General features: G+C 66.8%; 15 protein-coding genes. 3 read left to right on the top strand and 12 right to left on the bottom strand.

What is annotated here, in order from left to right; translation table 11 throughout:
• Positions 1-28: 28 nt before the first annotated feature.
• The 3 genes from AC1UKG_RS24450 (at position 29) to AC1UKG_RS24460 (ending at position 2911) form a co-directional block, all read left to right on the top strand.
• A complete protein-coding gene (locus AC1UKG_RS24450) occupies positions 29-781 on the top strand; it encodes a hypothetical protein (RefSeq protein ID WP_482642002.1) in 753 nt (250 codons plus the stop codon).
• A 1037-nt stretch (positions 782-1818) separates the two neighbouring features.
• Positions 1819-2556: a DUF2786 domain-containing protein gene (locus AC1UKG_RS24455; protein ID WP_482642001.1), complete on the top strand. Its 738-nt coding sequence runs from the start codon at positions 1819-1821 to the stop codon at positions 2554-2556.
• Positions 2557-2707: 151 nt separating this feature from the next.
• Complete coding sequence (locus AC1UKG_RS24460; RefSeq protein ID WP_482642000.1) at positions 2708-2911, top strand: hypothetical protein; 204 nt, start codon at positions 2708-2710, stop codon at positions 2909-2911.
• 52 nt (positions 2912-2963) lie between these two features.
• On the opposite strand, the gene AC1UKG_RS24465 is transcribed toward AC1UKG_RS24460, so the two are convergent.
• The 12 genes from AC1UKG_RS24465 to AC1UKG_RS24520 all read right to left on the bottom strand — a co-directional run bounded on the left by AC1UKG_RS24465 (position 2964) and on the right by AC1UKG_RS24520 (position 13946).
• The gene (locus AC1UKG_RS24465; protein WP_482641999.1) at positions 2964-3785 is read right to left on the bottom strand and encodes a peptidoglycan-binding domain-containing protein; all 822 of its coding nucleotides are present in this window, start codon (positions 3783-3785) and stop codon (positions 2964-2966) included.
• A gap of 93 nt (positions 3786-3878) precedes the next feature.
• Entirely contained in the window at positions 3879-5789 is a 1911-nt protein-coding gene (locus AC1UKG_RS24470; RefSeq protein ID WP_482641998.1) for an alkaline phosphatase D family protein, read from the bottom strand.
• Positions 5786-6478, bottom strand: coding sequence for a hypothetical protein (locus AC1UKG_RS24475; RefSeq protein WP_475890716.1), 693 nt, complete (start codon positions 6476-6478; stop codon positions 5786-5788). Before AC1UKG_RS24475 ends, AC1UKG_RS24470 begins: the two co-directional genes overlap by 4 nt.
• 45 nt (positions 6479-6523) lie before the next feature.
• Positions 6524-7489, bottom strand: a complete 966-nt coding sequence (locus AC1UKG_RS24480) for a hypothetical protein (RefSeq protein ID WP_482641997.1) — start codon at positions 7487-7489, stop codon at positions 6524-6526.
• Positions 7489-8643: a Gp37-like protein gene (locus tag AC1UKG_RS24485; RefSeq protein WP_475890719.1), complete on the bottom strand. Its 1155-nt coding sequence runs from the start codon at positions 8641-8643 to the stop codon at positions 7489-7491. Before AC1UKG_RS24485 ends, AC1UKG_RS24480 begins: the two co-directional genes overlap by 1 nt.
• 2 nt (positions 8644-8645) lie before the next feature.
• Positions 8646-9485, bottom strand: coding sequence for a phage tail family protein (locus tag AC1UKG_RS24490; protein WP_482641996.1), 840 nt, complete (start codon positions 9483-9485; stop codon positions 8646-8648).
• Between the two features lie 114 nt (positions 9486-9599).
• Positions 9600-11867: a phage tail protein gene (locus AC1UKG_RS24495; protein ID WP_482641995.1), complete on the bottom strand. Its 2268-nt coding sequence runs from the start codon at positions 11865-11867 to the stop codon at positions 9600-9602.
• A gap of 57 nt (positions 11868-11924) precedes the next feature.
• Positions 11925-12113, bottom strand: coding sequence for a hypothetical protein (locus AC1UKG_RS24500; RefSeq protein WP_475890785.1), 189 nt, complete (start codon positions 12111-12113; stop codon positions 11925-11927).
• A gap of 17 nt (positions 12114-12130) precedes the next feature.
• Positions 12131-12679: a hypothetical protein gene (locus tag AC1UKG_RS24505; protein ID WP_482641994.1), complete on the bottom strand. Its 549-nt coding sequence runs from the start codon at positions 12677-12679 to the stop codon at positions 12131-12133.
• 2 nt (positions 12680-12681) lie between these two features.
• Positions 12682-13137 (bottom strand): phage tail tube protein, encoded by a 456-nt coding sequence (locus AC1UKG_RS24510; RefSeq protein WP_482641993.1) that lies wholly within the window; start codon positions 13135-13137, stop codon positions 12682-12684.
• Positions 13138-13164: 27 nt separating this feature from the next.
• Entirely contained in the window at positions 13165-13587 is a 423-nt protein-coding gene (locus tag AC1UKG_RS24515) for a minor capsid protein (protein ID WP_482641992.1), read from the bottom strand.
• Positions 13587-13946, bottom strand: a complete 360-nt coding sequence (locus tag AC1UKG_RS24520; RefSeq protein ID WP_475890731.1) for a hypothetical protein — start codon at positions 13944-13946, stop codon at positions 13587-13589. The genes AC1UKG_RS24515 and AC1UKG_RS24520 overlap by 1 nt, the downstream gene beginning before the upstream one ends.
• Positions 13947-13961: the final 15 nt, after the last annotated feature.

Genomic DNA, 13961 nt, shown 5'->3' on the forward strand with positions numbered 1-13961 from the left:
CCCGACCCGAACGAGAGGGGAACAGCGGATGGACCTCGCCGATCTGCTAGCGGATCACAATGCGGCTTTAGGCGCTGGCAAGCCCATGGAAGTTATCGCTGTGCACTCGCGGAAGGTCCGGGACTACGTCATGTCGGGAAAACCGGTTTCGGTTGAGAAGCCGAGAACCGGGAAGCAGCAACCCCCGGAGAAGAACCCCCCGGCGAAGGCCGAGAAGGCCGAGCGGCCGACCGGCCAGATAGCCGGCCTCCCTCCGGCGACGGACGACCAGCGCGCCTATGTCCACGACCTCATCCACGGGTTAGCGCCGCGCCTCTCGGTCGATAAGGAGGAAGTTGACGGCACTATCGCCGACACCCACTCGCCCGCCCGCCGGGCGTTGGAGCTTGATCTGGCGATCGCGGAACTAATGGTGATGGCCGATGAGTGTCGGCAGCGTCGCCCGTTGGACGACGAGTCCCCCCGCCTCCCCGACGGGTGGTATGTCCTCCGTGACGGGCAGTTTGGGCTAGAGGGTGGTATCTACTGCATCGAACGGCGCACGGTCGCGGGCAATACCGGTATTGCCGTTCGGCCCACTGGGCCAGACGGCGCACCGGGGCCAGCAGTCGCCTACCGGGCGAAGAAGAAGGAGATCGTGGAAGCCCTGTCGAGGGACCCGGTCACCGCTATGCGGGCGTACGGGCTGCGCACCGGGCGGTGTGGGCTGGACAACACCCTGTTGGAGGGGGAAACCGCTCGCACCTATGGGATTCACGCCGCTTGCCTGTGTAGGGCCTGACGCCTGGTGAGGGCCCGCCGCTACGGTGGGCCCTCACCAGTGGACCCCGCAGCAACCGAATGCATCCAAAGAGGAAGTCTCGGACGGGGAGTATCCGCGCGACTACTCTTAGCGTATGGTCACGCGGTAGATCGCATCGGACTTCATCGTTGGGCAATCCGGGGGATGGTTGGTGTGTTCTACGGTTGGGTATTGTCTTCGCGGGCGGCCTTAAGCAACCCTCACCGGCCGCGCGTCGTTACTGGCCGGCATCGTCGGCGTTTTACGCACACACCAACAGCTCTAGCTTGTGCCCACAGGTCTTACCCCCTGTCGGCGTAGAGGTTCACCCCATCCACGGTGTGTCGTGCGCTTCCCCGTGGCGCTACGGCGGCCGAGGTGTAAGGGCTGCTTCCCGTCGGCAGACCGGAGGACGGGGGCCGGGCCGCTTCAGGCGGCCCGACCCCCGTCGGGCCCTCTCCCACGCGACCGCGCGACTGGTCCCGCGTGGGGCGGAGGGAACGGCGACGGTGCGAGAGTGCCTGGAGGGCGTGGCAAGCCCCGCGCAGCCCTCAACAGCTCTCGCGCCGTCGCCGCCCGGTTGCCTCAGAGTGAAGTCATTCGGTGTGCGCGATGTGGTGAGTCGGGTCTGCCTCGCAAGTGTTTTCCGGGGTGGGGCGTAGGGGTTCGATTAATATCTACGAACGCGAGCTTACAAGTCGAGTGCCAGACGTTACCCCGGGCAGCCCCCCGGATGCCACCGGTAAGGGTCCGGCAAGGAGTGCGCTCTACGGCCGAGCCCGCCCGGGGGTAATCGTTGTGTGTTTCTGCGCAAGTGCGTACCTTATGTGGGTTTTCGGGCCTAGCCGGATGGTCGGTCAACAAGGTTCAGGTGAGCGGGTCCCCCATCGCTAAGGGGCGACCCTCCCCCAAAACCAGCCCACTTAAAAATCTCCAAATACTCCTTGAATCTTTCTATCGGGCTCGGTAATGTGGGTCCTGTTGCAGCGAGGGGAGCTGGACCCCCCGCCCCAACCCCCAAGGAGGGCGAGCAGACCATGAAACTGAGTCGCGAAGACTACCTGCGCAAGGTCCGCGCTCTATTGGCACAAGCACAGGACCCTGCGACCCCGCCCGAAGCGGCGGAAAACATGACCACGAAGGCAATGGAGCTGATGGCCCGACACGGCATCGAAGCGGCTCTGGCCGCAGATACCAGGAGGGCGGAATCAGACCCCATCATCGACTACAAGATGCCGCTAAAAGGCCAGTACCTATCGGACATGATAGCGATTCTGTCGAGTGTCACGAAACCGCTGGGAATCAAGCAGGTCCAGATCCGAGGCCGAGTGCGGACCGAATGCGAAATGCATTTGTTCGGCCCGGCCAGCAGCATCGAACGGGCTGACATGCTCTTCACCTCCCTCATGGTCCAGTGTGTAGGTGCGATGGCGGGAAGCCAGCCCGAGAGCGTGAAAGGGCCCGACCTGAGAAAGTGGAAAAAGGACTTCATCTTCTACTTCGCGGCAGCCGTGTATGGGCGGCTGGAGGCGATCGAGAAGCAGGCAACTGACTCGGTTGCGAGTACCGGAACGGATCTTGTTCCGGTGCTACGTCGACGTGCCGCCGCAGTAGAAGAGCGGGCGAAGGCGGTGTACCCGCGATTGAAGCGCTCCCGCACTCTGGCGCGTGGGCGCTCCGCCCACGGCGAAGAGGCAGGCCGAAGGGCCGGGCAGCGCGCGGACATCGGCCAGCGCACAACTTCGGACGGGAGTCGCAACGCGCTCGGTCACTAGCACAGTGCCCCCGGGGCGGCTACCGCCCCGGGGGCACTGCGAGGCGACACCAGCAATATCGGAAGCTGTCAGTAGCAGTACGGCCACCATCCGGGCGGGAGCTGGAACCTCACCGGACACGGGCCCCACCACTTGCCGAGAGGACCCGAAGATGAAGTTCGTTGTCACCACCGTAGCCAGTAACAGCAGCGGCCCCATCGACCAGGTAACCAGGATCGTCGGGGGAACCCAGCTTGCCGGGCGCTCCAACGCACAGCAGGTCGCAGTGCACGTGGCCACCAGGAAGCACCGGGAGATCATCAACTCGCGGGGACCCGTGGAGATCGCAGTGAGCGAACTACGCCGCGTCCTCTGACCCAGTCATCCGGTGCGCGGCGGGGGAAGCAGTCCCCGCCGCGCCGCGCCGGCTATGTGATGGGGTTGCGGTAGGCGGCGTCCCAGGTCTGCACGCCCAACAGCCCGTCCACGCGCAGACCCTGATCTCTCTGAAACGCCTTGATCAACTCCTGGTACTCCGGGCCGTAGATGCCGTCGCGGCCGGACCGGCGCAGATACCGTTCTCCCTTGCCTGCTGGCCAGCCTCGGCGTACGAGCTGCCCGGCCCACTGGGCGAGCCACGTGCGGTCCACCTTGCCCTTGAAGGTGCGCCGGTAGTAGCCCGACACCGACCGGTCCCCGCCGTTACGTGGGCCGAAGTAGTAGCCGCTAGGCAGAGGGAACGGCACGGCCGGGCCCGGTGCCGGACGCGACGGCGACGGCGACGGCGGCCCGTCGACGGGCATTCCCGCGCGCAGCCAAGCGTAAAGCTCGTCGCCGGGGCAGGCGGTCGCGCCGATGTCCCGATGCCCAGTGCGCGTCAGCGTGCGGCCGGCACGCCGGCACGCCTCGTCATACAGCCATCGCACCGCAGCGAGGACGTTCGGTCCGGCGTCTCGGTCCCGCCCGATGAAGCAGACGCCAATCGACTCGGTGTTGTATCCGGAGGCGTGCGCGCCCAGCACATCCCACCCGCGCCCCTCGATAATATCCCCGTCGGCATTGATCAAAAAGTTGTACCCGATGTCTGACCAGCCACGCGTGTGCATGTGGTAGGTCTGGATGGCCTTGGGGGTTTGGTCCGGGCTCGCGGCCGAGTAGTGGACCACGAACCGGCGTCGGTGCGATGCGGTCACCTTTTGAACGCTGCGGGCTGGAACCGCGCCCCACTGTGAACGGCTGATAATTTTCATCGTGCTCCCTTGTGTTGGTGCAGACGGAATTCAAGGCCGCTCAACCCAGTAGTTTCGGGGTGGCGGCCTTGACGTGGACGTGGTGGTTAGGGGTCAGAGGGGGAAGCCCCAGATGGCTTTGAGCGGCGGAGCGGCGGTAAACGGTGTGCTCATGGACACGCGGACCTGGCCGTCGGACGCGGAGACGCCGGAGTACGTGATGGTGATGGATGCGCCGTTGTCGTGGATGTCCAACCAGCCGAACGCCATCAGGTTGGTGTTCGGCGTGCCCGCCCAGTAGCCGTGACTCCACAGCTCGAATTGCTGCGTAGAGCCCTGGTCAAAGGGGGCACCTCCGGCCTGTGGCAGAAAACAACCAGGTGACGAGCCGTCGTCGGCGGCCAGGGCGTGCCGGTCACCGAAGATCACGTACGCCTGCACCTGAGGGCGAGCGGTGATCCATTGCTGGATCTCCTGGAACTCGGTGGCGTAGCTGCCCCACCGGTCGCCGTCGGCGGAGTCGTGCCGCCAGTAGATTCCCGACACGATGATCTTGACGGGTTCCGGTTGGAGGAGCTGGTCGTAGAGCCACGCCTTCTGCTCGGCCCCGAGTAGCGTCTTGCTGGCGCTCTCCGGGTCGGTTCGGGGTGTGCGCTGCGAACGTGTGTCCAGCACGATGAACCTTATGCGTCCGATGACCATCGACTGGTAGATGGCCGTGGATCCTGCTGTGGCAAGCGGGTAGTGGGGAACAACCTGCCGGTAGGCTGCCGCGTTCACCGGGCCGGCGGGAGAGGTGCTGTCGCTGTCGGTGCCGCCCCAATCGTGGTTGTCCCAGACGTAGACCATGGGCACGGCGGCCGTCATGGTCTGCATGGTCGGTTGGGACATCGACGTGCGGTACTGCGCCAGGGCCTCGGCGGTCGAGAACCCCGCGCCGGGATCGCGGTAGTGCAGGTCCCCCTCATGCAGGATCCGCCGTGCGAGCCCGAACGGTCCCTGCCGGGCGGCGATCTGGGCGAACGTGGCCGCGGTGGAGTTGGTTTGGTTGCAGCTACCGAACGCGACCGAAAAACTCGCGACGGTGCCGGGCGTCGGGTCGGTGGTGAACAATCCCCGCCCGGTGTCCAGGAGCATCCCGTCGGCCTCGAGGCCGTACCAGTGGGTGGTGTCCGGGTCGAGCCCGGAGACGGTGACCTTGGCGAACCCGTCTGCGTCCACGGCCGTGTCCGCTGAGTGCACGGGCGAGGTGAGAGTGGGGGTCTGCGACACCACCAGTCTCACCGACGAAGCATTCTGTAGCGCGTACGTGACGGTTGCGGTGTGGTCGGTAAGCGCCCCCGCCCAACTGAAAAGCACCGTCGGCATGAGCGCCGCGGGCCCAAGCCACCCCTCGTCGGAGTAGCCGAGATCATCCAACGCGCCGGCCACACCGAACGCGGCGTTAGTCTGCCCGAACCACACCTCCGTGATGGGCCCACCGAAATCCCCGGTGATCACCCCGGAGTCCTGCGTCGACGTGATCGCATCACCAGCGAAGATGCGTACCTGGAACGGACGCGCGTCGAACCCTTCCACGGATGCCTCGATACGCCACCAGGTACCAGCGGCAAGCGCAGCACTGGTCCAGACCGCCACATTCGATTTGTTGATCATGGTGACGATGCCGTCGGCCGACACCGTGAGGCGGAATCGCTGCGCCGTGCTGCCGGTGTTCATCCCGCGCAGCACCGACAGAGTGCCGGTGATGGTGCCTGGGTCCACGTACAGGCGGTAGTACTGGACGTTCGACACCGCCAACGGGTTGACCGCCCAACCGCGCCGCGACGGCCCGGCCGGCGACTGCACACCAAAGGACATGCACAGCAGGCCACGCGCGCCCACATCGGAATACACGCACGTTGACCCAGCCGAGTCGGTGGACAACGTGAACGGGTTCCCCGCCTCCGCTTCCCCCGAGTTACCGGTGGTGATCGTCGTCCCCGCCGGCAGTCCCGTCTCGAAGGTGTTGGTGTACCGGGTCATGCCTTCTCCACCGCGATCTGCACCGTCAGGTCAGCACCGGCAGTAGTGGACCCGACCGAGTCAACATCCACCGTGAGGTAGTCCCCGACATCCCAGGTCACCACGTCGATAGCGGTCACGAGTCCGGACGTGCTCTGCCCGTCGGTAATCGCGGGCCGCGCAGACTGATTCGAGAAAATCGTGGTGCCGTTGCGGTTCACGTCGACGCGTATCGACACACTGCCAGTCGGCGGCGTACCGACGCTCGCCCGAACACCGGAGATGAGCAGGTCGTAGCCGGTGTCGTTGTACAGCCGGTGCCGACCGGCCCCCACGATCACGTCGCCGATCTGCGACAGCGGCGGCAGGAGCGTGCGCGGCACCGCCACCACATCGGCCGCGTCGGTGGTGACCATCAGCACCCGCGGACCGCCGTCACACTCGGCCCACATCTGCGTGACCCCATCGGGCCCTCGAAACGCCGGTATCTGCCCCTTGGAACGCAGCCCGCTGCCGTCCTCACTGAGGATCTGCAAGGTCGGCTGGCCGTGGGGGTCCAGCAGATCGGTGTACTGGGTACCCCCGGTCTCGGCGTTCCAGAACGTGCACACAAGTCCGCCCTGCAACTGGGCAAGATCCGGCACCGAGTCCGCGCTCACCCCGTCAAACGTCCAATCGGCAGGCCCACCGCCGAACCAGTACCGCGCCATGCGCAGCCCCCCTTTTGGTGTTGTGGTAGACGAGACGTTCGCCTGCTAGGTGACCGGGTAGGAGACCGTGACCGCGATCTCCCGGCCCGGTGGGATGCCGCCGTCGGCGCCGACCGCCACGTCGCCGTCGGTATGCACCTCGAACCTCGCCGGCGTACCCTCATAGCCGTTGACGCCGCTGGCGATGACCATCAGGTCTCGGGGCGCGAACCCCTGTAAGGGCGCTGGCGAGGGTGGTAGATCACAACAGGTCGCCGAGATCCCTTGAGGCACGTCGGTGCCGTAGCGGTACAGCCTGATCTGCACGGTGACAATGCCGTTGAGTCGGCGGGCCCGCGCGAAGCCGTTCGTCGCGGTCTGCCATCCGCTCGCGGAGGGGCCGTGGACGAAGGGCGTGCAGTTGACCCAACCGGTGTCTTCGTAGTGCACGATCCACGTGGTGCCGGTGCACAGCATCAGCCGCGAGGTGTCGATCTCCCAGTACGTGCGGCCCACCACAGCAGGCGGCGGGTTCCCGGAGTACGCGCTGATGTTGCCGTCATCGTCAACCAGCCATGCGGTGGACACCGCCTGAGCGGCGGAGATGGTGGTTGCGTTGTGTGGCACCGTCACCGTGCCCAGCACCATCTCGAACACCCCAGGGTCGGTGTACTGCTGCACCGGGGCCGGTGGGACTCCTGTTCCGGGCACCCCGGCGCGTACCTCGATGGTCAGCGTGTAGGCAGAGCGGGTCAGCCGCAGCACCACCAGATCCACCCGCGTTTGTCCGGAGTCGTTGGCGTCGACGGGCACCGCGAACTCGTCGTCCCTGGACTCCCACGCGAAACCCCGTAGGTGGCAGACCTTGCCGGCCCGCACCAGAATGAATAGGCCCGTGCCATTGGCGTAGAAGAGCGGCAGGTCCCCGCGCGTGGCCTGCCACCCATCCACGAATGCCGGGGTCATCAACGTCTCGTATTCCCGGTCAGTGATGATCCGGCTGGGTGGCAACGGGTATGAGGTCTGGGCCATCAGATGGTCTCCAAACGGGCTAGGGAACGGGTGATGCGTCGCACCTCGTGGATCCACTCCGGGTCGGGGCTGGCCTCCTCGGAGCCGACGAGCAGGGTGTGCAGCTCACCGCCCGCGTCGACCTCAAGATGATCACCGCGTACCTCCTCGGCCAGTTCCGTACCCGGCCACAGTTCGACGGTGACAAGGTCGCCGATGTTGGGCGTGGGCTGCCCTGAACCGGCGACCACCACGACCATGAGTTTCGCTTTTTCGGCACCCTCAGCTAGGGCTTCGTCGCCGGCCTGCTGTAGCTCCACAAGCTCGGAGGTTTGGCGTTGGTCGATGAACTGCTCTGAGGTGCCCCACTGACGGGCCGCGTCGTTGACGCGGCGGATGATCAGCCGGTCCGCGCCTTCCCCGCCGCCGCCGACGATCGCGTCGGAAACCGTCGGGGCTTCCCCCTCGAGGTGGATGCCCCGCAGGTTGCCCACCGACCGGGAGTAGCGCACCTCAGACGTGCGGTTCAGCGGGGCACGAACAACGAAGTGGATCTGCCCGGCCTGCTGCACCGTGTCGAACACCAGCCCACCGGCGGCCAGTGCGGCGCGGCGCAACGCGTCGCCCATCTGCTCAAACCGCGTCCGGAAGGCAACAGGGTCGCCAACACCCGTGGGCGTCCCGAGCGCCAGCGACGGCACCCGCCGGTAGGCCGTGTCCGCCGAGGTGGAGATGCAGTTGGCGTCCACCAGGTCCCGCAGCACCGATTCGCCGATCGCGGTGCGGGTCCATGCCTCCGGCTGCGCCGGGTCCTCCGGCAGCAGCGTCGGGTCCGGCAGCGACACCCTGGCCACGATGTCTGCTAGGTCGGAGCCAAACGCGAATGTCACCTCGCCGGTGTCCGGCCCGTCGGAGTCGGCGGTCCAGGCGAACGGCTCCGCCGGCCGCTCGATCGGCCCCGCCGCGTAGTACTCGCCGTCGCGCAGCACCACGGCACGTCGGCCCGGGGTGTACAGGTCGGTCAGCAGCGCCGGGCCGGCTGGCACCGTGATGAGCCCGGCGGCCGGCTCGTTGTGTTTGCGGTCGATTTCGATGCTCGTCCAGGTGGTGATCGGCTGGCCGACCTCCACCAAGTTCCGGTCGGTCAACAACACCACATATTCGTGGATGTCCATTGTTATGCGCTCCGGTAGCGAGGTGCGAACGACCACGCCACGCCCGCGCCCACGGCGGCCTCGGTCAACGACAGGATGATCCGGTTGTGGCCGCGTCGCAGCGGGAACAGGTTCGCGCCAGGCCAGTTCACCGCGCCCGTGGCCGCCTGACCAGAAGGCCCGTAGATGGCCATCGGGTCCGTGTGCACAGTGATCGTCTCGTTGATCAGCAGCGGACCGTCGCCGGCGTAGTCCGGATCGATCGCGAAGGACTGGCCGGTGTCAGCGTGGGTGAACGTCGCCGACGCGCACGGCCCGGTGATCGTCCACACCGGGTAAGCGGCCAACTGGCCCGGGTTGAAAACGTCCAGGTCCCCGGTGCCCAGAGTCTTCGACAGCGACACATTCGGAAACATGCTCAGGTAGGAACCGTTGTCGGCCAACTCCAACGCCTCGTCGGAAACCTCATCGGGCCCGTACCACCACGGCTGCTCACACAACAGCGTGACCAGCAGATTCTCGGCCAGCCGCCCGTCATCGTCGGTGTCACCTGGATGCGCGCAGTAGCAGCTGATGTGCCGGCGGGTGCCGTCAGGACGCCACACCACCAACGTCCCCGCGCCCAGCTCATCGGTTTGCCCGAACCAGTCGAGCAGGTTGCGTTTGCGTTCGATGAACTCGCTGTGAGTGCTGCCCGTGACCCGCACCGGCAGGTCGATCTCGCGAGCCTCACGGCGCACCGTGCGAACCCGCACACCACCACGCGGCAGCTTATCCGTGGTCAGCGTGACCGGAACCCCGCCCAAACCCCGTAGCCCCTTCAGCAACCGGTAGCCGGTCTGCCCAGGACTGGTCAGCGGCACCTCAGTTCCGTCGGGCGCGAACCAGGACGCTCGAGGCACATCCCGGACAGGAGGCGTATCGGGCGGCGTCGGGTCGGACGGTGGAATCCCGATGACGCCCCGTCTGATCGGCATCTAGCGTGGCCTCCCCACTCGGGCGCGGACCTCCCGGCGGCGCTGGTGGCGCTCGACATCGGCCAACGTCACGTTGGGTCCGGTGATGTTCACCGTGTCGCCGACCTCCCGGCTACGCACGATCACCGGCGGCTGCGCGGCCGGCGTGGCCGGTCGTGCCTGCGGGCCGGCGACTTGCAGGTGCGCCATCATCTGCGGGCGCATCGCGTCGAACTGACGCAGCAGCGCGGGCATGGCCTGACGCACACCGTCACCGATACCCGCCGGCACCCACCGGCCGACCTCACGCGCGGCCACCTTGGACGGCGAGGAGATGCCGAGTGCGCCCTTCGCGCCTCGGATGATCCCGCCGACAGCGTTTTTCACTGTGCTGATGGCCCGACCAACGGAGCTTTTGATGCCCGAGATCATGCCGTTGATGATCTGGGTGCCGATGCTGCGGGCCGCGCTGGCGAACGAGCTACCCACGCCGCGTACCTTGCCCACCAGGGACGTTATCGGGCTCAGTACCCTGCTGACGATCGTGGACGTGACCTGGACGGCGGCGTTGACGCCGCCACGGAACACCCCGACGATATGACTCCACAGACCAGAGACGAACGGGCCCAGACTCGCCCACCCTTTGGCGGTGGTCACGAACCGGATGAACGCCCCCGCAAGCGTGGCCACCCACCGCACTACCTGTCCTATCCACTGGATGAGCACAGTCAGCACCGGGATGACCACCCCGGCCAACATCACCTGCAACGTCGAGAACAGCGGCAGCAGCGTGACTAGTAGCTCGATCAGGGGTATCAGCGCGGGAAGTAGCGCCAGCACGACATCTACCAGCGCCGTGAACAGCGGTAGCAGCATCGGTAGCAGTTGCGATCCCAACGTCGACAACAGCGGCAACAGCTCGAGAAACAGCGGTATCAGCGCGTCCAACGCCGTGATCAAACCCGCGGCGAACACCTGTACGACCTGCGAGAGCACCGGGAGTAGTTGCGCCACCGCGTCCAGCAGTGTCGTGACGGCCGTACTCAGCAGTTCCCCGAGCAGGCCGCCGAGCTGACTGACCAGCGGCGTTATCGCCGCGAAGTGGTCCGCCAACAGAGGCAGGATCGGACCCAGCCCGGACACCAGCGCGTCAACGATCATGGTCAGGCCCGGGATCAGTGCCTGCACGGCACCGGCCAGCCCGGTGGCCAGGACCGCCACCAACTCACCGAGCAGGGGCAGCAGAGGTGCGACCGCCGCGACCACCGCGCCGAGCGCGGACAGCACCGGGCCAAGCGCCGGGGCGATCTTTGACACCGTCTCCTTGATCGTGCCGAAAATCGTCTCCAGGATCTTCAAGCCCTCGGCGGAGTTCAGGAAACGGTCGACCTGCCCCAGCACCTGCCCCAGCGTGTCCAGCAGCCCACCCGACACGCTCGTAGCGGCCTTGATGACCGCGCCGAAGATCCCGCCGACGGCGCGTAGCACCGCCATCAACTGCCGCAACGCGGCCAGGCCATCGTTTACCCAGTCCATGAGCTGCCCGGACTTGGACACCTCCGCCAGCCACTCACCGAACGTGTCCATGACCCGGCCGATAGCAGCCCCGAAGCGTTCCACCAGTGGCGCCGTCGCACCGAACGCGGCACCGAACCCGGTGACCAGCGGACCGAAGGCGTCACCGATGTGGACCAGGGCCGCGCGGGTGGCATCCAACAGCCGCGTAACACCAGCGACCGCGACCTGAGAGCGGGCCGCGGCAGCCGCGTTCGCGAACGCCGACCCCCACGCGTCACCGATCTTGCCCAGCCCGGTTTCCAACAGCGGCAGATACACCCCGGCCAGAGCAGAGATCTGCCCCTGCACGCGGCCGAAGATGTTGCCCTCCACCGACCGCCGCACAGCGTCCCAGCCGTCGGCCTGCGCCTTGATCTCGTCGTGGACAGCGCGGGCGGCCGGCGTCAGCTTCGCTAGGGCCTCCTCGCTGCCGCCCAGAGCCTCGGTCAGAGTGGAGGTGCCCACCTTCAGCGCTACGGCGGCGACAGCCGCCGCGCCGAGCACCGCCGGCAGCGCCCCCACCAGGCCAATCATCGGGGCCAACGCCCCCACCAGCGCGAAGACGCTCACCGCCGTGTTCGCCAGGGCGACTCCGAGCAGGCTCCAAGCGGCGGTCTTGGCCGCCAGTTTCGCCGTGGATATCAGACTGGCCCGCATCCTGGCCATGCCCCGCTGGAAGCCCCGGTCATCGACGCCGATCTTGGCGTAGAGGTCACCGACCTTGAGCGCCACCTGTCACCCCCCTTCCCGCTGGCGGCCCCGTGGCCACCGCACTTGGAGGGGCGACGGTCACAGGAACTGATCAATGAATTGCTGTGCCTCGGTGGGGGTACTCAGGCTGCGTCTCGCGTCACCCACGACGTTGGCAAACGCCGACTGTGGACTCAACCCGGCGATGTCCTCGGCCAGGTCCTGATGCCCCAGCGCGGCGATGTCGGCGCGGGTGTACCCGTACTCACGGCGTAGATCACCGACCACCTGCAACCAGTGAGCCCTTACCTGCGTCCACCCGTCCGGCGCGTCCTCGTCGCCGGCTTCGACGTACCCGCCGTCCGCGAGGCGGCGCGTCGGCCGGTCCGGTTGACCGGCTCGGGGGCTTTTCCCGGCTGCGTGTCCTCCACCATCCCCGCGACCCGGGCGAAACTCACCGCCGGTTTACCCGGCGGACGCATCCCGTTGATCAACGCCCACGTAAAGATGATCAACAGTTGTTCGGAGCCGAGCCCGTCGGAGAGCCACCCATCCAAGGTGACCTGCCCGTCGACCCCGGCCAGGTCCAGCATCAGCACCAGCAGCCGTTGAATCTCATCGGCGTCATCGCTGGACAGGTCCAACGCCTTGCCGGGCCGAAGCATGATCTCCGCCGGCACCTGCGTGGGGATCGGCACCGCCACCCCCAGGATCTGCGTGGTAGGCCGGCTGGCCACCCGCTGTGACCACCACGCGTCGAAGTCGTGGTCGGTGGTGGTCTCCCCGTCCGGGACGCTGTCGTAAAACGAGGCGTCGAGTTCCGCGACGCTATCGGCATGTGGGTGGGTCGTCATGTTCACACCACCGCCTCGGTGCTCGGCGCTCCGCAGCGCACAAACTCCGCGTTCCACGACGCCTTGTCGTTGAGTCCGCCGCCCTGCTCACCAACAGAGACGGTCGCCTTCCACACCTTCCACGTCGTGGCCCCGGGGTACCGGAACCGGACATCGATTTGACTGTCGTAGCCCAGCAGCACCGCGTGGGCCTCCACCAGTTCCTGACCCGGGTCCCGCACCCCCGTGGCCGGATCTTGCAAGAACCGCCCCTCCAAGCTCAGGGACGCACCGAGCTGCATCTTCTCTTGGCCGTAGAAGCCCTCGGAGTCCCACACCGTGGTGTCGGCGAACTCCTCGTTCTCGTTGTAGGACACGGTGCCCGACAGGAGCCCGCCGACACCCGTCCACGTCGGCACGGCGTCCATGTCCGAAACCTCAAAGATCAGGTCTCTCGCGTTGATCTGGCGCGTGGCCATTACTCATCCCCCAAAGTTCTCAGAACGTCAGAACGGGTGTTCGATGGACGCCCGGAACGCCGCGGTGTGCACGTGCAAGCCGTTCGCGTCCGGGCCCACATGCACCGGCTCCGACTGCTGGCACTGGCAGTCCACGACGTAAATCCCGTCGGGCAGCTCCACATAGGCCAGGCCGTGCAACGCGTGTATCACTGCACGGCACTTTTGCTGCGACAGCCGCGAATCGCCGCTACCCCGCACCCGCACCGTGAACGTGGGCTCCGACCAGTGAGGCGCACCGGCGGGTGAGGCAGCGCCCCCCGTCCCGTAGACGGTGATGCACTGCCCCGGCTGCGGAGGCTGATGCTCCAAGTAGATCGGCCACACCGTGCCGGGCACCCCACTCGGGACGTAGGTGCCCACCCCGGCGGCGTCCAGGAGGTGAGCCACCCCGCCGACAAAGCCCGCCATCAGCGCAGCTCCCGCCGCACAGCCGCAGCGATGATGTCCCGTACCGCCGTCCGCGACGCGGCGTGCGGCTGCTCCAGATACTTGGCCTGCCGGCCCGGGTCATGCCGCCACGTGACCTCCTCGTGCTGGCGGGCGGCGTACACCGTGTCGTAGCTGACCGTGCCCTCGAGCGCGGACGCATCCACGTCCGTGGCTCCTGAGGCGACCAGCACCCCCTCTTGCAGGGGCGTAACCGCCTGTGCCTGGCTCAACACATACTCGGCGGCAGCGTGTAGGCCCCTAACCGCGCCGGCCTGCTCCCGCCGCCGCGCCACAGCCACGCCCTTCGTGTTGACGGTGGTCTTGATCCGCACCCCCACGATTTCCCCCTTCGT

The sequence above is a fragment of the Salinispora sp. CH2A1_6 genome (assembly GCF_056820975.1).

Coding starts and splice junctions, on each gene's coding strand:
- AC1UKG_RS24450 (WP_482642002.1), top strand. CDS start 29: ATGGACCTCGCCGATCTGCTAGCGGATCACAATGCGGCTTTAGGCGCT.
- AC1UKG_RS24455 (WP_482642001.1), top strand. CDS start 1,819: ATGAAACTGAGTCGCGAAGACTACCTGCGCAAGGTCCGCGCTCTATTG.
- AC1UKG_RS24475 (WP_475890716.1), bottom strand. CDS start 6,478: ATGGCGCGGTACTGGTTCGGCGGTGGGCCTGCCGATTGGACGTTTGAC.
- AC1UKG_RS24460 (WP_482642000.1), top strand. CDS start 2,708: ATGAAGTTCGTTGTCACCACCGTAGCCAGTAACAGCAGCGGCCCCATC.
- AC1UKG_RS24480 (WP_482641997.1), bottom strand. CDS start 7,489: ATGGCCCAGACCTCATACCCGTTGCCACCCAGCCGGATCATCACTGAC.
- AC1UKG_RS24470 (WP_482641998.1), bottom strand. CDS start 5,789: ATGACCCGGTACACCAACACCTTCGAGACGGGACTGCCGGCGGGGACG.
- AC1UKG_RS24515 (WP_482641992.1), bottom strand. CDS start 13,587: ATGGCGGGCTTTGTCGGCGGGGTGGCTCACCTCCTGGACGCCGCCGGG.
- AC1UKG_RS24505 (WP_482641994.1), bottom strand. CDS start 12,679: ATGACGACCCACCCACATGCCGATAGCGTCGCGGAACTCGACGCCTCG.
- AC1UKG_RS24485 (WP_475890719.1), bottom strand. CDS start 8,643: ATGGACATCCACGAATATGTGGTGTTGTTGACCGACCGGAACTTGGTG.
- AC1UKG_RS24465 (WP_482641999.1), bottom strand. CDS start 3,785: ATGAAAATTATCAGCCGTTCACAGTGGGGCGCGGTTCCAGCCCGCAGC.
- AC1UKG_RS24510 (WP_482641993.1), bottom strand. CDS start 13,137: ATGGCCACGCGCCAGATCAACGCGAGAGACCTGATCTTTGAGGTTTCG.